Here is a 17,973-nt window from a genome sequence, read left to right on the forward strand (position 1 = left end):
GGTTAACATTGGATTTATCAGCACCCAAAAAAAAACCACGTTTAATAACGTGGTTTTTTATTATCTAGCTGTCACTAAATGGACAAATTAACGATTTATACAGGCATTGCGGCTAGTTTTGCACAAACCATATCACCAAATTCAGCAGTGCTTACTAGGTTCGCTTCACCCGCTTTAGAAAGGTCTGATGTAGAGTAACCATCTTCAAATACACCTTGCATTGCAGCCCAAAGGTTCTTCGCTTCTTTTTCCATACCAAAGCTCATTTCAAGCATTAGCGCAACAGAGCCGATCATTGAGTATGGGTTTGCAATACCTTTACCAGCGATATCTGGTGCAGAGCCGTGTGAAGGTTCGTAGTACGATTTTTCAGGACCTTTACATGCAGAAGGCATTAGGCCTAAAGAACCTAAGATACCGCCACCTTGGTCGCTTAAGATATCACCAAACATGTTTTCCATTACCATTACGTCAAACATACCAGGGTTTAAACATAGGTAAGTTGCAGCTGCATCAACAAGAATATTGATCACTTCAACTTCTGGGTAGTTTGCTTTCTCTTCTTCTACAATCTCATTCCAAAGTACGCTTGATTTTAATACGTTTGATTTATGGATGTTATGCAGTACTTTTTTACGTTTCATTGAAACATCAAAAGCTACTTTTACGATTTGACGGATTTGATCTTCATCGTATTCTAATACTTCACGTACAAAACGTTTGCCATTAGCGTCAACGCCAGTTTCTTTCTCACCGAAGTATAATCCGCCAACAAGTTCACGAATTAACATGATGTCGATACCTTCACCAACCACAGACTCTTTTAGCGGAGAAAAGTGCGCCAGACCTTTTGGTAAATATACAGGGCGGAAGTTAGCGTAAGTGTTGTAACGACGACGTAATGGTAAAAGTGCACCACGCTCAGGTTGCTCATCAACAGGAATCTTTTTAGAGTCTTCATGATTAAGACCAATTGTGCCTTTTAAAATAGCATCCGCTTTATCACAGGCAGCTTTAGTTTCTTCAGGGAAAGATTTGCCAGTTGCAAAGTATGCGGCCGCACCAAATAATACGTCGTTTAGTTCAAAGTTTACATCTGCGTTTCGCTCTTCAACTAAGTTTAATACTTTAACCGCTTCTTTCATTACTTCAGGACCGATACCGTCACCTGCAAGTAATGCGATGTTATATGTTGTCATTTTATTTCCCTAAATGATTATTGTAGATTGTGTAAAATTGCTGCATGCATAATAAGGAAAAGTATCACCAGTTTCAAACGCCACGACACTTTTTTACACTTTAGATGATTATTTATGCATTTTAGATGAATATTAAGCAAGACCTATTTTTAAAATTTACGCCATAGTTAATACCAATGAAATTTAAACTGAAAAGTGATGCAATGCAGAAATGAGTTTATTGCCCTTCAAAGCTAACAACAAAGTTAACATAAATGCTAACACGTATGACAGCGCGCTTTTTTTATTATTTCCTATCACTATCAGCCCCTTGGTTATACGGAAAAATGAGGTCAGTGTGATCAGGAAAATAAAATATGTAAGCGGGTCATGCTCGATGTAGATAACGGAGAAAGAAAGTTACTATTAAAAAGCTGAAATAAACTACGTTGCAATATTTCAGTAAATTGCTTCTACGCCAGGTTAATTACCTTGGACACTTCATTCAAAATGCCCCTTGATAATTTTTTTAGAGATTATATTTAGCTAAAAACTGAGTGGTATTTATAGATTGCGAATGTAATTCGGAGCTACTTGTGGCTATTTGCCCAAAATCTTCCGTTAAGCTGTCAATCTGTTTATCTATTTTACCTAATTGTAGTCCAAGACTTGATGTTGCTAATAATTGCTGATCCGCAGAAGTGGCAATCAGTTTGCACACTTCACTGGCCTTTGAAACATCATTAAGCGCCACTTCGATATCTTCAACCGAACTTTCAATCGAGGAAAGACTGTTATCACTTGCTTCAATTCCTTCTTGAGCATGTTGTAGTAGTTGTGTCGATATTTGCCCTAATTGATCGAGTATCGTTTTGACTTGGTTCGTCGAAGAAGATGTTTTTTCTGCCAAACTTCTTACTTCATCAGCAACGACAGCAAAACCTCGCCCATTTTCACCAGCACGAGCGGCTTCAATCGCAGCATTTAACGCGAGTAAATTAGTTTGCTCAGCGATATTACGAATAAAATCCAGAATATCGGTCACTTTATCGACTTGTTCATTGAGTTCGATGACCGAGTTTGAAGTATGGTTACTTTTCTCAGCCATAACGCGATTACCGTCTAATGTATTGACTAAACGGATTTTTCCTTTTTGTGCGCTCTCAACAGCCCTACTTAATGAAATGCTAGTTTCATTACTATTCTTCATTACGCTAGCAACAGACTGCTGCGTTTGCTCCCCAATCTCAACAGTGGCTTTGATTTCATCACGTTGTGTTTCTATTTTTTGACGCATCGACAATAGGTGTTGATCTAAACCACTTGAAATATGAGTGACAGATGAAGCTCCTTGCTGAATAGGTCTAAGTGTTTCTTCAATTTTTAAGATGAATTTATTAATACTAGAAGCCAGTTTGCCAAGTTCATTTTTTCTTTTAAAAATTAGCCTTTTACTCAGGTCACATTGTCCGGAACTTAATTCTTCGCATAAAAGGTTAAGTTGATTAAGTGGTTTCGATAATACTTGATTAAGTATAAGTGCTAGAATAATCACCGAAATGAAGATTGCCCCGCCACCAATAATTAGTTGTTGTTGAGTTAAACTCGCATTCAAAGATTGTGCATACAAGTAACTCCACTCAGCAACCATATAACCTACTAACACTTTCTTTTTACCGGAGTACAGTGGAACCCCATAATTGAAAACTTCATTATCATTAAAGAGTACCTGCTCCTTCTCAATATTAATATGTTGCGAAAGAGGAACGCTTTCAACCTTATTCGAACCATATAATAGTGAGTTATCGAGTAGATATATATTTATCCCTGAAAGATTGTTTTCACTAGAATTAATCGCAATGTTAACTTTTTCAGATATGTTTTCTATTTTTTTAAACCTAACTGCACTACCGAGTTGCTCTGCAAGTGCTTGTGTTGACTGAGTATATGCTCCTTGACTTAATGAATACACAGCCTTCGAACTACTTTTCCAAGAAAAGTAAGAAATAAACGACATGGAGCATACTGATAAAACGGTAGCAATTAAAATAAGTTGCTTACTAATATTCATATAAGCTCCGTCACTTAGAGTTCTTCTACGTTAATACCGATGGTAATAGCGCCAATCACTTTTCCTGTCGAGGGGTCTGTAATGCTATGGCTAACTTGTGACTGGAACATTTGCGTTGATTCATCTTCTTCAACATCGCTAATATGATAAGTATTAGGCCCCATCAAGTATGTTTTTTGCCACTTATCTTCATCACCTTGCCAATAATCAGATGTGATCGCGCTTTGAGCTACATTGAGGCCTTTATTATCCATGATGAAAACCTCTGTAATTGTGCCTTCACTTTTATTTTGAATCTCGACAAGTTTTTGCGCAATCGGGCTATTTAGTTTTTCCGTGATAATCTTCGCATCCGCTTCGCCTATTTTACTACGCCACTCAACATCTAAGGCCAAAATTTGTGCTTCAGTTAAATCATTATTCTTAATGTTTTGTTCATTAATCGCTTTAATAATATCTGCATTACTCGCAATTTCTCGGGCTTCATTGGTCGCAAACGCAGTCAGTACCTCTTCAAATTCATTAGCAAAAACACAAAAAGGTGAAAGTAAGAAAATTGCAACAACGATATTTTTCATAATATTATTCCTTTTTATTAACAACATAAAAGCATCATCACAAAAGAGTAGTTTAAAAAAGCAAATACTAAAAGTTGTAAGTAACATTTAAATAAAGGAAGAGAGCGGTGTGTGAGGAATCACCTTTATATTTTAACTGTCAGGTAAAATAAAAGAGATCAAGAGAAGTGAATATAAAAGTAGCAGAGAGGCTAAACAGTGCTTTAATCGAGCGGGGAAGCCCCGCATTTAATTGACAGTAAAACTGAAGTTATACTGGATTATCGATATCGATAAAGGTTACATCAAACTCAAGCTCATCGTTTAACCACTGTCCCAGTGCCTGCACTCCGTAACGCTCAGTTGCATGGTGCCCTGCAGCAAAATAATGAATCCCCATTTCATGGGCGATATGGGTAGTCCGCTCTGAAATTTCACCGCTGATAAAGGCATCGATACCCTGCTCTGCTGCTATCGTAATGTAGTCTTGTCCGCCCCCCGTACACCAAGCAATTGTTTTGATCTCTTTTTTACCACCGTCAATATGTAAGGGTGCACGTCTTAATACTTTTTCAATACGAGCGCTTAATTGGTCTGGGGTGATCACATCTTCAAACTTACCAACTCGGCCAACACTGCGTTTATCCCATGGCTCTAATGGACGTCGGTCAATGATCTGGAGTAATGAAGCTAATTGCGCATTATTACCAAATTCTGGATGAACGTCTAAAGGCAAGTGATATGCATAAAGGTTAATACCATTTTCAATCAGCGCTTTAATACGATTGTACTTCATACCCACAATCTCTTGCTTTTCACCTTTCCAGAAAAAACCGTGATGTACTAAAATAGCATCCGCCTGCTGTTCAATAGCGGCATCAATTAATGCTTGGTTAGCAGTCACTCCGGTGACAATGCGTTGTACTTTTTCACGCCCTTCTACTTGTAAGCCATTTGGGCAATAATCTTTAAACTGGTGTATTTCGAGTAACTGGTCAAGTTTGTTAGCAAGTTTTCTGTTTTTCATCGCAGGCTCATTATTTCTGGATTAGTGACTTTGTGGCCTGCAAAACAGGCCTTATTAACGAAGGGATTGTAACTCAATGTGTTAAATGAGGTAACTATTTGGGATAATAAATGAGAATTGACTGCCTTCACCAAGGTTACTTTCGATATTTAGCTCAGTGTCGTAATGACTTAATGCATGTTTCACAATCGATAAACCAAGGCCAGAGCCTCCGGTATCACGAGAGCGGGATTCATCAACACGATAAAATCGCTCAGTCAGATGTAGAATATGCTCAGGGGCAATACCATCGCCATTATCCATCACGCAAAAATACGCGCCGGTTGAACAACTGCGCCAAATTACTTTTATCGCGCCGCCTTTCGGAGTGTAGTTGACCGCGTTATATACTAAGTTCGCCATCGCACTGCGTAGCTGCATCTCATCACCCAATAGCTGTAAATTGTCTTCAACTGCAAATTTAATCTGTAGCTTTTTCTTTCTGCCAAGTGCTTGCGCTTCGTTTTCTATCTGAGATAGGAGAGCAGGTACATTAACTTTATCATCAAGGTCTATACTTGGTGCACCTTCAATTTTTGATAACGTCATTAATTGCTCAACTAATGAACACATGCGTGTTGTTTGTTGCTCTAAGACAGCCACTGCTTTTTCTTGACGCGAGCCCTCTTCACTCTGCATGCCTAAAATCTCAATATAGCCTTGTAATACCGTTAATGGCGTACGTAACTCATGGGAAACATTGGCGACAAAATGTCTACGTTGTTCAGCAATTTGACGATAGGTTGTGACATCTCGAACAATTAAAATACGTTGATGTTTTGCGTAGGGCATCACACGAAATTCCAAGATTTTGTCGTGATTAACGGGCGAGGCTAGATCTAAAGGTTTGTCATAATCTTCGCTTTGTAGATGCTCAACAAACAGCGGATTACGAATCAGGTTGGTAATATTATCGCCACTGTCTCCCGGCCACTTAAAACCCAATTGGAATTGGGCTAGACGATTACACCAGATTATTTCACCACTTTTATGAAACACGACAACCGCATCAGGTAATGCTTCCGAACCTTCACGAAATCGGCTAATAACAGAAGCGAGATTATTACGCCTTTTTCGATGACGTTGCTGCATATTATGGATACCAACAAAGGCATGTTCCCAATCGGATTTACCATGTGGCAACACAGTACTTTTGCTATTCCATAACCAATTATTAAGCAGTTTCAAATAATAATAATGCCAGACGATATGGAGAAAGAATGAGATCAATAACAGTTCGCTTAAACAGTTAAATAGCACACCAATAAGGGTGATTGGGAGATAGATGAGTATCAATCCCCGCATTAACGCTTTCCATGAGTAAATCTTCAAAGTAGCAAATTCTCTATCAGCTATTAGATAAAACAGTTACAGTTTGGTTGAAAAACGGTAACCCGAACCACGTACAGTCTGTACTAAATGGTCGTGATCTTTTAATGCTTTTCGTAAACGTCTAATATGAACATCAACGGTTCTATCTTCAACATAAACATTCGTTCCCCAAACATTATTAAGTAACTGCTCACGACTATAAACACGCTCTGGGTGAGTCATGAAAAAGTGTAATAATTTAAATTCAGTCGGGCCCATTTCAAGTGGATGCTCTTCGAGGGTCGCTCGATGTGAGACAGGATCTAACTTTAATTTACCCACTTCTAGGGTATCATCTAATGATGTGGGGTTAACACGACGTAATACTGATTTTAATCGCGCCATTAATTCTTTAGGTGAAAAAGGTTTGGTAACGTAATCATCAGCGCCATTTTCAAGCCCACGCACTTTATCTTCTTCTTCACCCCGTGCAGTCAACATGACTACAGGTATTTGTCGTAACATCTCATCAACTTTAAGATGTTTTAGTAGTTGAATACCGCTGCCTCCTGGGAACATCCAGTCAAGCAAAATTAAATCAGGGTAAGGCTCTCCAAGTTGCTCTAAGGCAGCTTGATAAGTGTCTGCTTCTGCACATTCATAACCATGTTGCTCTAGAACAAAACATAACATATCACGGATTGCGACTTCATCTTCAACAACTAATATACGACTTGCCATTTAACCTTACCTGTTTATCTCAATTTTAAGTGACACTATTATTACGGCGAAGTATGACACTTATATGACAATTAATCACAAACTGTCATAAAAGTAGCGATAAAATATCATTTCTTAAAAAATGTTAAACTCTTTTTTAAATTTCATTTACACTCACAAGCTGTTTATTTTTATAAAGGTGTTTCCCATGTTTTTCAAAAACCTACAAGTTTATCGATTTACCCGCCCGCTCGAACAAGACGAAAAAGCCTTAGAACGAAACTTAGAAGAGTTTAAATTTAAGCCCTGTGGAAGCCAAGATGTGTCCAAATTAGGTTGGGTATTTCCAATGGGGAAAATTGGTGCAATGTACACCCATACTGCAAATAAACAGATCCTCATTTGCCTTAAGAAAGAAGAAAAAATGTTACCTGCTGGTGTTATCAAAGATCAGCTTAATGAACGTGTCGAATCAATTGAAGCAGAACAAGGTCGCGCATTAAAGAAAAAAGAAAAAGATGCATTAAAAGAAGATATCGTGATGCAACTGTTGCCACGTGCATTTAGCCGTAGTTCAAACACCTTTGCATGGATTGATCCTGAAGCAGATATGTTATATGTCGATGCATCTAGTGCACGTAAAGCAGAAGAGTTAATTTCACTCTTACGCAAGACCTTAGGCAGTCTGCCAGTTGTACCAGTACAGTTAAAAAATCAAGCTGATGTAGTCATGACTGATTGGTTAGTTGAAGGTAATATTCCAGCTAACTTTAAACTCGAAGACGAAGCAGAGTTATGCTCTGCGCTAGAAGGTGGTGGCATTATTCGTTGTAAACAACAGGACTTACTTTCAGATGAAATTAAGAATCATCTTGCTTCCGATAAATTTGTAACTAAATTAGCGCTCAACTGGGCAGATAGTATCTCCTTTATTATAGGTGAAGAGTTCGCGCTAAAACGCCTTAAATTTTCAGATGTATTACAGGAGCAAAACGAAGATATCGAAAAAGATGATTTTGCTGCACGGTTCGATGCTGATTTTGCATTAATGACAGGTGAAATAACACAGCTGATACCTGCAGTTATCGAGGCCTTTGGCGGTGAGCAAAGCCTTTAATAGTAAAAGTGTCCAACCTCTTTGTTACGATTTAGAAAAAAGAGGTTGGTAAATTAATGCAATAATTAAATCCCTTAAACACTTATATTCTACATGGGTTAACTGTTATTATCCTGCTTCCCCATGACAGATGAGAGTTGAAATAATATGAGTGTTTCTATTTTTGGTAATGCGACTTCCCCAAGTGCAACAAAGGCGCTATTACTTGGTTCCGGTGAATTAGGTAAAGAGGTTGCTATTGAGCTGCAACGTTTTGGTATTGAAGTGATTGCAGCAGACAGTTATGCCAACGCCCCTGCAATGCAAATTGCCCATTCTTCACATGTTGTTTCGATGTTAGACGGTGAAAAGCTAGAAAAAATTATCCGCGCAGAAAAACCCGACTTTATCATTCCAGAAGTAGAAGCGATTGCCACCGATACACTAGTTAAGTTAGAGAGTGAAGGTTTTAATGTGATCCCTTCAGCGCGTGCAACTAAACTCACTATGGACAGAGAAGGTATTCGTCGCCTTGTCGCTGAAACACTGAACGTTAAAACCTCACCCTATTTTTTCACAGATAGCAAAGCGCAATACTTACAAGCAGTGAAAGAAGTGGGTATTCCATGTGTGATAAAGCCCGTAATGAGCAGCTCAGGTAAAGGACAATCAGTCATTAAGTCAGAGCAGGAATTAGATAAAGCTTGGGAATACTCTCAACAGGGTGGACGAACCGGTGCTGGTCGTGTGATTGTAGAAGGGTTTATTCCTTTTGATTATGAAATAACACTGCTCACTATTAGCGCGGTTGATGGCGTCCATTTTTGTGCACCTATTGGTCATCGCCAAGAAGATGGTGATTATCGCGAATCTTGGCAGCCACAGGTGATGTCAGAAACAGCACTTGCTCAGGCGCAACAGATAGCTGAAAAAGTGGTCACTGAATTGGGTGGCTACGGCTTATTTGGGATGGAATTTTTTGTCAAAGGTGACGAAGTATATTTCAATGAGGTCTCCCCTCGCCCACACGATACAGGCTTAGTTACTTTACTTTCGCAGGATGCGTCAGAGTTTGCATTACATGTGCGTGCAATATTAGGATTTCCAATTGGACAGATAACCCAATACGGCCCTACGGCATCTAGTGTTATTTTAGGTAATGGCACATCGAAAGATATTCAATATAGCAATATCGGTAACGCATTAGCGCAAGTAGCAGGTTCACAAATGCGTCTATTTGCTAAGCCTGATATTAACGGAACACGTCGTTTAGGTGTCGCGATTGCCCGAGGAGCTGATGCACAATCAGCGGTGGAAAATGCCAAACTGATTTCAAGCAAGGTTGAAATTAGTTACTAATCAACAAAACTCTATTTACTAAAGGTAACCTCGGTTACCTTTTTTTATGCCTGAAAAATAACAATTGAATACAAAAACAGCACTAATTTGATAAAAACTGCAAATAAAGCTTGAAATATATACAAAACGATATTACTGTTGTTTTATACAGTGTTTTTACATACAGTAAAGTTAAGGTGGTTATTTATGTTATCTCGTTTTCAGCAACAAGCAAGCAACGCACTATTTACTATCAATGGTTCAGTGCAACAGCAAGTTCATCACAATGACAGATTAACGTTAAGTTACGACTTAAATAACTACCAAGCACTACTAAGTCATCTTCAAGAAAGCGATGATCCACGTTGGATCTTGTTTATTGCGCCACCTGGAAAGCCTAACTTTCAATTTCTACAGCAGGCAGGCATCAACAAAAGCCGCATCATCACCCTCAGTTCAAAACAGATCAAAACACCAGAGAAATTATTTAAGGAGGCATTAGCGAGTAACAACTATGCGGCGGTTATTCGTTGGGTGAATAGTGGTGAACAGCCATCGGTTGATGAGGTAAATCAATTAACAGAAAGATCTAAAACGCACTGTTTTGTTTATTGTGCACAATAAAAGGTATAATGAAGCTCTTTAATTTAATTATGGAAATCAACCATGTACCCATATTGCGACAAAACAAAAAACATCATTAATTTAATCGGCAGTGGCGATGCGGCTTATGTACCAAAAGCAATCACCTGTGCTTTAAAAACCTTAGATGCGATTGCTGCCAATGAAGAACTTGATAATAAAATCCGTGAAGATGCCGCTTTTGCAGCAGCTAACTTAGCATTAAGTGATTACAACGATAACGACTAATGCGTTAATAATAAAATACAAATAGACAAAATAGATAAGCAGTAAACCTCATTCACTGCTTATCTGATCTTTCATCTGATATCAATCATGATGATGTCGATGTGCTTTATCCTCTACAGCCACCTCGATTTCAACTTCACCGGCATGTTTGAAATTTAAAACCAGTGGAAAACGGGCACCCGACTTAAATCGCTTAGCTGGCCCAAATAGCATCAAGTGTAAACCGCCAGGCTGTAACAGCGTCAGTCGTTTCGCTTTAATACTCAATGATTCGAGCACTGGCATGGTTACTTTTCCATTGACCATTTGATGTGTATAAATACCAACCTTATCAGCCAGCGGACTGCTTGCAGAGAGTAAGACATCTGCATTTTTTCCACGGTTTTTAATTTGCATATACACAGCTAATACTTTGCTATTTGGCGCTGTTTCAGGGCTCCAAGGATGGTCAATATTAATTGAACCCAAGCTATAATCGTGCGCATAGCTTTGAGAAGTCAATATCGCACCCATCAACAGTAACATCCATTTTATTAAAAGAGCACGATTTACCATGATAATTTTCCTTGATACACCATCCAAAAGGCGGTTTCACTTTCTTCACTGAGTTGCTCAAAATTAGCTTGTAAGCGAAGCATCTGATACTTAGCAAACGACCAATTAACCACAGCACTTAATCGACTTGGGTTATGCCCGCGACTATTAAGCACTTGTGCAAAGTCATTACTGTTAATGCTGAGTTTGTTGTGGGAATTTAGCCAATCGTAGCGAATTGCCGTTTCTACAACGTTCCACTGCCAATACCACTCACTACTAATACCATAGTAGCGAGCAGATATATCAGCTTGTAACTGTAGCGAATCAACTACCCCTCCTTCAACATCCGCGATCATCGACTCAACTTGCCAACCTCCTTGTAAATATTGCCACTCTGCCCCAAGTGTTAATAAAGTGGTTTCACCGCTGAGGCTAAGATTAACCTGATCGGCATTATGGTGATCACTATTACTATTATCACGCTCAGTAGCATTAAATTGACTTAGTGAATTATTGAGTAAAAAACTACTTTCAGTACCTAGCCACAACCATTGCCAACCTAATCCATAGGCATTTGGCTTAGCGCTATCTGGATTCACGGAACTTGGAAAGTTAGCCCCTCTGCCAATCCAAGTAAACAGTTCCAAATCACCCATATTGTAATTAACGGATACAGCATCATCGGTATATTGCCCACCTAAAAACACGGTTTGTGACAAAGTTGCATCAATAAATCGCCATTCATGATCATGAATAGCATTGTACAAACCGATATTAGCAAGTTGCCGGCCGAACCGAATTTGCCATTGCTGACCCAACCAAGGCTGTAACCAGAGTTCTTCAATTTCAGGAGATTCAAGGCCATGAGACCCGATAATAATATTTCCTGAAAGTACCTCCTCAATATTTCCCCATAGTGCCAGTTCACCATGAAAAAGTTGCACCCCTGAATCATGGGGCTGACTTTCTCCTCCGGTAATAAAACCAGGAATCTGCCAGCTTTGCTGCTCAGTACTTTGTTGAAAATATCCAAATTGAGCAAAAATACTTGCCTGCCAATCAGTGCTTTCTTGTGGCTGTTGCGCATGAGCAAAAAATGGCCACACCAATAACATCATTAAACTATTTTTAATCATTATTTACTTCATTTAAAAATGGGTTATTAAATCGAGGATTAGCGACAAAAGCATGGTCAGTTAACGCGGTTAAGAATGCGATTAAATCGGCCTTTTCTTGCTCTGATAACGAAAAACCATTCACAAATTCACTTTTATTCGGGTTATTTCGCCCATCTCCAATAAACTCACCCTCTATAATATTTCGTCCTCCCTGCGCATAAAATGCCAGCACTTCATCAAGTGTAGCGATACTGCCATCATGCATATAGGGGGCTGTTAAGGTAATATTCCTGAGTGTAGGGGGTCTAAACTTGCCTTTATCTCCAGGTTGTTGGGTCACTTCAAATAATCCGTTATCGATAGCTGGGTAGCTACCCTCCTCATCTAAGTTATATAAACCAGTATTAAAAAATGGTCTACTGACAAAAACCGTATCTTCATGCAAAGTAGAGTCAGTAAAATTAAAACCACTATGACAATGAAAGCACTCCATTTTCTCACTGTTGAATAACGCCTGACCACGCATTGCCGATGAACTCATTTCACCACGATCAAAATCAGAATCATTAGAAATAAGTGCACGATTAAATACCGCTAACGATTTAATGATATTAGGCAGTGAGATTGGCGCATCCTGATTAGGAAACGCTAAATTAAATCGCTGCACATACTCATTATCATCTTTAAAACGCGATAAAATAGCTTCTTTATTACCATCATTGATGCCAAGTTCAACTGGAAATTCGCCAAACATGGGGATCACAAGCTGAGATTCGATATGCTTGAGGACAGGATTTGACCAGGTATAAGTCGCGTTATAACCCACGTTAGTGAGTGTGGACGCATTACGGCTTAATAGATCACCGGTAGAGCCTATCGATTGCACCTTTCCGTCAGTAAATGCTAAGGATTGAAAGTGACAGGATTCACAGGATTGTGTTTGATTACCTGAAAGACGTTTGTCATAAAAAAGATGCCTCCCTAACTGAAATTTTGCTTCTGTTGCTTTATTATCTTCTGGCTCATGTGGCTCAGGAAAAGCACCATTCAAATAATCAAAACCTTGATCATTTGTGCTACTCACTGGTGCAACCTCATAATGAGATTCACTGTCACAACCCGCGAGGTAAAACCCCGCGGATAGTATCAGCAAACAGATTTTATACTGCGCTGACATAGTGACTACTCCACTGAAACCCATGACTGAAGCGCACTGCAATTACCATCAGTACATTCACCAGAGGACAACGTGAGCCCTAAATTGTTAAAAATAGCTTCACAATCACTGTCGTTACTACCAGACATACAACCTAATGGAGTGTTATCTGCGTTAACAGCTAAGTCACTATTTTCAACTAATTTTAAGTAATCTAAAACAATAGTATTATTAGCAGCATCAAAGTTATCTAATTGATAAGTTGGGCGATTACCGCGTGAATTAGCACAATCAACTGTTTCTGTTGCGGCATCTACCAATTCACAGCCCGTTGTACCAAGGTGCAGGTTCCAACCTTTAACATCCATACGCAGGTGTTTATGACCTTTTTGCCAGCTCCAGTTCATCCCCGTTACGTCAAGTGGAGAAACTGCATCATCTCCATCTATACCTAGATGATTTAATCCTACAGGTACACCGATTGTAAACTCCACACCGGTATAATCGCCTGCAGGTACGGTACCAGAGACAACGTTATTTAGATCTGGATTACCATTTGAACAGCTGCCGGTTCCATTTTCAAAATCAAGTAAAGCGACTTCTTTATATTGCCATTTTTGATCATTATTCAACGTGACTGGTACAGAGTCCCCTGCACTATTAATAAGTGAAAATGATGAAACGTAAAGGCGCACATCTGTAAACTCAGGATTTACGTTACTGCTACCCGCAACAATACTTTCCATCTTTTCACAGGCAATATCTTCACTACCTACACGCGCAGCAAAATTAATTTTAATCTCTTGATCTAGCGTTTCCAGACTCTCTGCCAAAGCCTCTGTTAACTCAGGTTCAATAATACGATCAATTTCTGAGCTAGTTACACTGCTTCCACAACCAGCTACAAGACTCACTAACATTACTATTGCACTATTTTTATAAAGCATTTTTTCTTCCTTTAAATTGGAAGCCTAAAAGACGGCTTCCTCCCTACTATTCATTAGTAAAGATAAATATGAATTGCCATAAAATGGCCGTTGATGGGTGTTCAAAATCCGACTAAAACAATCTAAACATTACTAAGAAAAATAAATTTATTACTAGAAATTAAGTTAAGTAAATGGGGCTTTACCATTAAAAACTTATCGCTATGTAGTAAATTATTAAGTCCTTGAACAGAAACACTCATATTTCGGATTTATTATCAATCGAAGTAAATATTTACGCTAAGTTTTGCTAGAAAAATAGATTTATTAAAAGCGAACGTTTTGTGAATCGTTCTTTGCTTTATAAAAATTCCAGCGAATTGTTAAGTTTCTTTAACTAACAAAATAGAGCAGTTATTTATTTCGTTTATATCGATACATATTAAAAAGATATTGCAGGGGGAGATTGCTTAGGAGCAAGACTTAAATAGGATTTTTGTGAAGAAATAGAAACAATGAAAATAGAAACAGCAAAACTATAGTGCCTCATCCAGCTAATCATTGCGGCAATAAATATCGCGAAGAAAATAGCTGGATACTTAAATGCTTCTAACAATGGGCATTGATATTTACTTATTTGGTGAGCGCTTTCAGATTCAGCTAGTAACTGGTTGTTTTGTTTGACAATTCGACTCATGCTAACCCATTTAAACCCGTCCTCTGAACACACGAGCACCTTGTCTCCAAGTAGTTCAGAAAGCCAGTTAGGCTGTTGAATCGTATTAATGTTAAGTGTCAAAAAAGCAGATAAATAAATTTGAAATAAAACAGAGCAGATAGCAAAAATTGCGACCTGCTGTTTTATAAAATTATTTATCCATTTGTTTTGCATAATATTCACCGAATCCATTCGCGCGAAATATTAGCAAAACCTTATATAAAATGTAACTACATTATGCAAATATTTAACAAACTATTAACCTAACCGCCAGAAGATTGGGCTAATTCTTTTTGAATAGAAGCAAGCTCCATTAATGCATATTTATATTCAATAAACTCATGGATATTAGTTGTAGTTGCTAGTTTAAAGTAATAAATGGCTTTATCTAAATTACCGGCAAGTTTATGCCAATAACCAAGATAAAAATATGCTTCACAAAGGCGCTCTGCCATCTGTTTATTACTATTCACACCCTGAGATATTGATTCAAAGAACTCTTTCTCTGTTGTTCTCTCTGCAATTACATCCACAATGGTCCATGCATAACGATTATCTTCTGTTGTTATAGCTTGCATTTGCAAGTCAGCGAGTGCGGTGGCTTCATCGATTTTACTATCAATAACATATCGCCATAAGGTCCGGTAAGGATCATTTTTATCAAGTTGATAAAATTTATTAATATCACGTGAAGCAAGAGGATATCGTTTAACATGATATAAGCCGATAGCACGATGTAAATAACTATATTGCATCTTATCGGATAACTCTAACGCGGCATCAAACGCATCAAATGCTTCGTCATAAGATTGGGCTAACAATAAGTAAACACCCAATGAATTATAGGCTTCGGGAAAAGCAGGAAAAGTATTAATCGACTGCGTAAAGTCGTAACGGCTGTGAGCACTGAGCCCCATACGGTCATATATAATACCGCGCTCATAAAATAACAGTGCTTTTTGTTGTTTTTCACCTTTATGCTCAGAAATTAGTTGATTTAGACGTAATAGCTTAACTTCATCTTGATAATCAATTTGTACGGCAGTTGCAATAGGTAAAACAACCATGGGATTATTATTGTCTATTTGACGTTGCTCTTTTTCCGGTAATGTCCCGCATGCAGTTACTAGCAGAATCAATGGCAGTAAGGCGAATGTTGATAATTGCAATTTCATGAATAAACCCTTAAATATAGGAGCTTTAAGAGTGAACTATAATAATAATAAAGTAAAGGAGGATAATGAGTTGAACATGAAAAGTAAGAAGAATTAAAGCTTTTAACGTGAAATTACAAAGAAAAACCTAAAAGCAACGACCTGCTCTGCACAGTTTAACTTTATTTTTCAAATACCTTTGAGCGATATTTATTTTATCTTTCTGCTGTGTTTCTTGAATCACATCAGGCACCTTACCCTCCTCTATCTCAAAGGAGTCGACTGACCACTTTATAGCAATCATGTAGATGCTGTTTTCACCGCGCATTATTTTATAATACCCTAGCTCACCGCGTTTAGTGTCGCGCTTATAAGAACATGCATATTGCCCATAAAAAACGGTATCAGGTAACTTCTTCGCCAACTTAGGTTGATAGATTAATGCGTTTGCACAGATACTTTCGATAATATCTTCTACCGATATTGCAAATCGTTGCACGCTCATGGACTGAGGTAGGTTGGTTAATTTTTGTTGATTAATCGAAGAGTGCATTTCTGAAGCAGAGGGTGAAATAGGCTCATATTCGATTTCAAAAAAGCGCTCTAGCTTTAAATCTTTAGTTTTTTGCCAGCCATTTTTCCACCCCGTATAGCGTGGAGTGATAAAACGCTCTTCTTCGCTAACTTCGGGCTCTATATCAGTATCGTCGAGATCTAAATTAATAACTTGACTACTACAAGGGGTTGTTGAATAGCGCACTACACCATCTTCATCGCACTTATATACCTCTGCATAGACGGGCGCAGTGAAAATAAGTATCAGTATGAATACAGCGGAGTGGATAAACATATATATAAAAAGAACCTTTATTCCTTTGAGTTACTTTAGCTTACTTCTTATTTGAAAATAGAGAAAGAAAATTGCCTTAATTGTTTATGATTTTATTCTAAATCAACCTGATAAATATCGTTATTGGAACTTGCAAACTGCTCCTTTAAAACAGATTTTTTCTCCATGTAGATCTCACCACCTTTAGCAATGCTAAAGTGATCGGGTTTATCATTATGTAAACTTTGGTAAGCCATGATTAACTGCAGCGTATCTGCTTTTTGGTTTTCATCTAGCTTGTTACCATCTAACCATTTACCTGTTTCAACCGCTTGTTTTAGTTGCTGATAAAGTTCAGGAGATAAGTTTTTAGCATACTCTGTAATATTTGACACCCAAAATACCCACTATTATTATAAATTGTTCTAAGCTAAGTATATTGATTTAATAGAAGATTTCTACCTATGATTATTAAGACAGCGATTCAACTCTCAATTGTATCGGTTACTATGCTACTTACGGCCTGTGATTCTTTCAGAAATGACGACATAAACAGCATTTGTAAAGACTCACCAGAGTTATGCGCAGATATACATAAAATTGGCGACTGCCGCTTTAAACGTACAACGGTTATTAGAGCCCGCTATTACGATAAAATTGAACCATCAGAAGATAACCAACGGAAACTGCTAAATGAACTTGATGAATATGAGTCATGTCTAGAGTTAACGCTTTTCATGCAATTTACGCGAAATAAAGTGCGTAAGCAAAAACGAGTTGAAAACTACTTAACAGCACAAAAATTAATGCAAGAGCAATTACTTGAAAGCAAGGGTACACAGGATCCAATGCTCGCCTACTACCTATGGACACGGCATCAAGATCTCAAAGCACGGGAGGTGTTTTTATCAGCTGCGACTAAAGAGGATGTTACGGATACGCGGTTACTCTTTAAACTTGCAACCGTTAATGCACAATCAGATCCCCAACAGGCACTTACGATTTTTTATAGAGCATTAAAGAGTAGCCAGTCGTTAGAGGAGATCCCGCACTCTAGTTACGCCATTATCATGACGATATTTTATCAGCATAAACAGTTTGAAGAGGCTTATGTATGGGCTTTATTAGCAGAGGAAGAAGACGAAGAGGATGAATTTCCAATCAATTTAGAACTTATTTTAAAAAAAGGGATCGTAAGCGGTGATAAAGTAATTCGTAATGAAGTCCAGCTAGAGGATAAGGCTGAATATTATTATAAACTATTGAAATCAGGTAAGTTTAATGAACAGGCTCCAATTTTAAAATAGCAACAAATATAAAAAAAGGCC

19 protein-coding genes are annotated in these 17,973 nt (G+C 38.1%); 5 read left to right on the forward strand and 14 right to left on the reverse strand.

What is annotated here, in order from left to right; genetic code table 11:
* Positions 1 to 95 precede the first annotated feature (95 nt).
* From leuB to phoB, 6 genes are all read right to left on the reverse strand, one after another.
* Positions 96 to 1,199 (reverse strand): 3-isopropylmalate dehydrogenase, encoded by a 1,104-nt coding sequence (gene leuB / locus CW745_RS13720; RefSeq protein ID WP_101109262.1) that lies wholly within the window; start codon positions 1,197 to 1,199, stop codon positions 96 to 98.
* A gap of 508 nt (positions 1,200 to 1,707) precedes the next feature.
* Complete coding sequence (locus tag CW745_RS13725; RefSeq protein WP_101109263.1) at positions 1,708 to 3,249, reverse strand: methyl-accepting chemotaxis protein; 1,542 nt, start codon at positions 3,247 to 3,249, stop codon at positions 1,708 to 1,710.
* A gap of 14 nt (positions 3,250 to 3,263) precedes the next feature.
* On the reverse strand, positions 3,264 to 3,827 hold the full coding sequence (locus CW745_RS16700) for a hypothetical protein (RefSeq protein ID WP_193755613.1): 564 nt from the start codon (positions 3,825 to 3,827) through the stop codon (positions 3,264 to 3,266).
* Between the two features lie 250 nt (positions 3,828 to 4,077).
* Positions 4,078 to 4,833: a Nif3-like dinuclear metal center hexameric protein gene (locus tag CW745_RS13735; protein WP_101109264.1), complete on the reverse strand. Its 756-nt coding sequence runs from the start codon at positions 4,831 to 4,833 to the stop codon at positions 4,078 to 4,080.
* 81 nt (positions 4,834 to 4,914) lie between these two features.
* Positions 4,915 to 6,204, reverse strand: coding sequence for a phosphate regulon sensor histidine kinase PhoR (phoR, locus tag CW745_RS13740; RefSeq protein WP_101109265.1), 1,290 nt, complete (start codon positions 6,202 to 6,204; stop codon positions 4,915 to 4,917).
* A 36-nt stretch (positions 6,205 to 6,240) separates the two neighbouring features.
* A complete protein-coding gene (gene phoB, locus CW745_RS13745; RefSeq protein ID WP_101109266.1) occupies positions 6,241 to 6,924 on the reverse strand; it encodes a phosphate regulon transcriptional regulator PhoB in 684 nt (227 codons plus the stop codon).
* Between the two features lie 187 nt (positions 6,925 to 7,111).
* Here phoB and rdgC point away from each other — a divergent pair, with 187 nt between their 5' ends.
* The 4 genes from rdgC (at position 7,112) to CW745_RS13765 (ending at position 10,207) form a co-directional block, all read left to right on the forward strand.
* A complete protein-coding gene (gene rdgC, locus CW745_RS13750) occupies positions 7,112 to 8,020 on the forward strand; it encodes a recombination-associated protein RdgC (RefSeq protein WP_101109267.1) in 909 nt (302 codons plus the stop codon).
* Between the two features lie 147 nt (positions 8,021 to 8,167).
* A complete protein-coding gene (purT, locus tag CW745_RS13755; protein WP_101109268.1) occupies positions 8,168 to 9,358 on the forward strand; it encodes a formate-dependent phosphoribosylglycinamide formyltransferase in 1,191 nt (396 codons plus the stop codon).
* Positions 9,359 to 9,544: 186 nt separating this feature from the next.
* Positions 9,545 to 9,961 (forward strand): SulA-like leucine-rich domain-containing protein, encoded by a 417-nt coding sequence (locus CW745_RS13760; RefSeq protein WP_101109269.1) that lies wholly within the window; start codon positions 9,545 to 9,547, stop codon positions 9,959 to 9,961.
* Positions 9,962 to 10,003: 42 nt separating this feature from the next.
* Entirely contained in the window at positions 10,004 to 10,207 is a 204-nt protein-coding gene (locus CW745_RS13765; protein ID WP_101109270.1) for a YaeP family protein, read from the forward strand.
* A gap of 81 nt (positions 10,208 to 10,288) precedes the next feature.
* On the opposite strand, the gene CW745_RS13770 is transcribed toward CW745_RS13765, so the two are convergent.
* The 8 genes from CW745_RS13770 to CW745_RS13805 all read right to left on the reverse strand — a co-directional run bounded on the left by CW745_RS13770 (position 10,289) and on the right by CW745_RS13805 (position 17,040).
* Complete coding sequence (locus tag CW745_RS13770) at positions 10,289 to 10,762, reverse strand: copper chaperone PCu(A)C (RefSeq protein WP_101109271.1); 474 nt, start codon at positions 10,760 to 10,762, stop codon at positions 10,289 to 10,291.
* Positions 10,756 to 11,880, reverse strand: coding sequence for a hypothetical protein (locus CW745_RS13775; RefSeq protein WP_101109272.1), 1,125 nt, complete (start codon positions 11,878 to 11,880; stop codon positions 10,756 to 10,758). Before CW745_RS13775 ends, CW745_RS13770 begins: the two co-directional genes overlap by 7 nt.
* On the reverse strand, positions 11,873 to 13,039 hold the full coding sequence (locus tag CW745_RS13780) for a methanobactin export MATE transporter MbnM (protein ID WP_101109273.1): 1,167 nt from the start codon (positions 13,037 to 13,039) through the stop codon (positions 11,873 to 11,875). Before CW745_RS13780 ends, CW745_RS13775 begins: the two co-directional genes overlap by 8 nt.
* Before the next feature lie 5 nt (positions 13,040 to 13,044).
* Positions 13,045 to 13,965 (reverse strand): MbnP family copper-binding protein, encoded by a 921-nt coding sequence (locus tag CW745_RS13785; RefSeq protein ID WP_202973201.1) that lies wholly within the window; start codon positions 13,963 to 13,965, stop codon positions 13,045 to 13,047.
* A gap of 421 nt (positions 13,966 to 14,386) precedes the next feature.
* Positions 14,387 to 14,836, reverse strand: coding sequence for a hypothetical protein (locus CW745_RS13790; protein ID WP_101109274.1), 450 nt, complete (start codon positions 14,834 to 14,836; stop codon positions 14,387 to 14,389).
* An 89-nt stretch (positions 14,837 to 14,925) separates the two neighbouring features.
* Entirely contained in the window at positions 14,926 to 15,837 is a 912-nt protein-coding gene (nlpI, locus tag CW745_RS13795) for a lipoprotein NlpI (RefSeq protein ID WP_101109275.1), read from the reverse strand.
* 127 nt (positions 15,838 to 15,964) lie between these two features.
* On the reverse strand, positions 15,965 to 16,666 hold the full coding sequence (locus tag CW745_RS13800) for a DUF4124 domain-containing protein (RefSeq protein ID WP_101109276.1): 702 nt from the start codon (positions 16,664 to 16,666) through the stop codon (positions 15,965 to 15,967).
* A 92-nt stretch (positions 16,667 to 16,758) separates the two neighbouring features.
* Complete coding sequence (locus CW745_RS13805) at positions 16,759 to 17,040, reverse strand: DUF1315 family protein (protein WP_101109277.1); 282 nt, start codon at positions 17,038 to 17,040, stop codon at positions 16,759 to 16,761.
* A 69-nt stretch (positions 17,041 to 17,109) separates the two neighbouring features.
* On the opposite strand from CW745_RS13805, the gene CW745_RS13810 reads away from it, so the two are divergent.
* Entirely contained in the window at positions 17,110 to 17,952 is an 843-nt protein-coding gene (locus CW745_RS13810; RefSeq protein ID WP_101109278.1) for a DUF2989 domain-containing protein, read from the forward strand.
* The last annotated feature ends 21 nt before the right edge of the window (positions 17,953 to 17,973 follow it).

It is taken from the genome of Psychromonas sp. psych-6C06 (assembly GCF_002835465.1).
Taxonomy (GTDB): domain Bacteria; phylum Pseudomonadota; class Gammaproteobacteria; order Enterobacterales; family Psychromonadaceae; genus Psychromonas.

What these genes read in the sequence shown, in the direction of transcription:
- CW745_RS16700 (WP_193755613.1), bottom strand. Translation starts at nt 3,827, where the DNA reads ATGAAAAATATCGTTGTTGCAATTTTCTTACTTTCACCTTTTTGTGTT.
- CW745_RS13790 (WP_101109274.1), bottom strand. Translation starts at nt 14,836, where the DNA reads ATGCAAAACAAATGGATAAATAATTTTATAAAACAGCAGGTCGCAATT.
- CW745_RS13775 (WP_101109272.1), bottom strand. Translation starts at nt 11,880, where the DNA reads ATGATTAAAAATAGTTTAATGATGTTATTGGTGTGGCCATTTTTTGCT.
- CW745_RS13725 (WP_101109263.1), bottom strand. Translation starts at nt 3,249, where the DNA reads ATGAATATTAGTAAGCAACTTATTTTAATTGCTACCGTTTTATCAGTA.
- CW745_RS13800 (WP_101109276.1), bottom strand. Translation starts at nt 16,666, where the DNA reads ATGTTTATCCACTCCGCTGTATTCATACTGATACTTATTTTCACTGCG.
- nlpI (WP_101109275.1), bottom strand. Translation starts at nt 15,837, where the DNA reads ATGAAATTGCAATTATCAACATTCGCCTTACTGCCATTGATTCTGCTA.
- CW745_RS13770 (WP_101109271.1), bottom strand. Translation starts at nt 10,762, where the DNA reads ATGGTAAATCGTGCTCTTTTAATAAAATGGATGTTACTGTTGATGGGT.
- CW745_RS13765 (WP_101109270.1), top strand. Translation starts at nt 10,004, where the DNA reads ATGTACCCATATTGCGACAAAACAAAAAACATCATTAATTTAATCGGC.
- purT (WP_101109268.1), top strand. Translation starts at nt 8,168, where the DNA reads ATGAGTGTTTCTATTTTTGGTAATGCGACTTCCCCAAGTGCAACAAAG.
- leuB (WP_101109262.1), bottom strand. Translation starts at nt 1,199, where the DNA reads ATGACAACATATAACATCGCATTACTTGCAGGTGACGGTATCGGTCCT.
- CW745_RS13810 (WP_101109278.1), top strand. Translation starts at nt 17,110, where the DNA reads ATGATTATTAAGACAGCGATTCAACTCTCAATTGTATCGGTTACTATG.
- CW745_RS13785 (WP_202973201.1), bottom strand. Translation starts at nt 13,965, where the DNA reads ATGCTTTATAAAAATAGTGCAATAGTAATGTTAGTGAGTCTTGTAGCT.
- CW745_RS13780 (WP_101109273.1), bottom strand. Translation starts at nt 13,039, where the DNA reads ATGTCAGCGCAGTATAAAATCTGTTTGCTGATACTATCCGCGGGGTTT.
- phoB (WP_101109266.1), bottom strand. Translation starts at nt 6,924, where the DNA reads ATGGCAAGTCGTATATTAGTTGTTGAAGATGAAGTCGCAATCCGTGAT.
- CW745_RS13735 (WP_101109264.1), bottom strand. Translation starts at nt 4,833, where the DNA reads ATGAAAAACAGAAAACTTGCTAACAAACTTGACCAGTTACTCGAAATA.
- CW745_RS13760 (WP_101109269.1), top strand. Translation starts at nt 9,545, where the DNA reads ATGTTATCTCGTTTTCAGCAACAAGCAAGCAACGCACTATTTACTATC.
- rdgC (WP_101109267.1), top strand. Translation starts at nt 7,112, where the DNA reads ATGTTTTTCAAAAACCTACAAGTTTATCGATTTACCCGCCCGCTCGAA.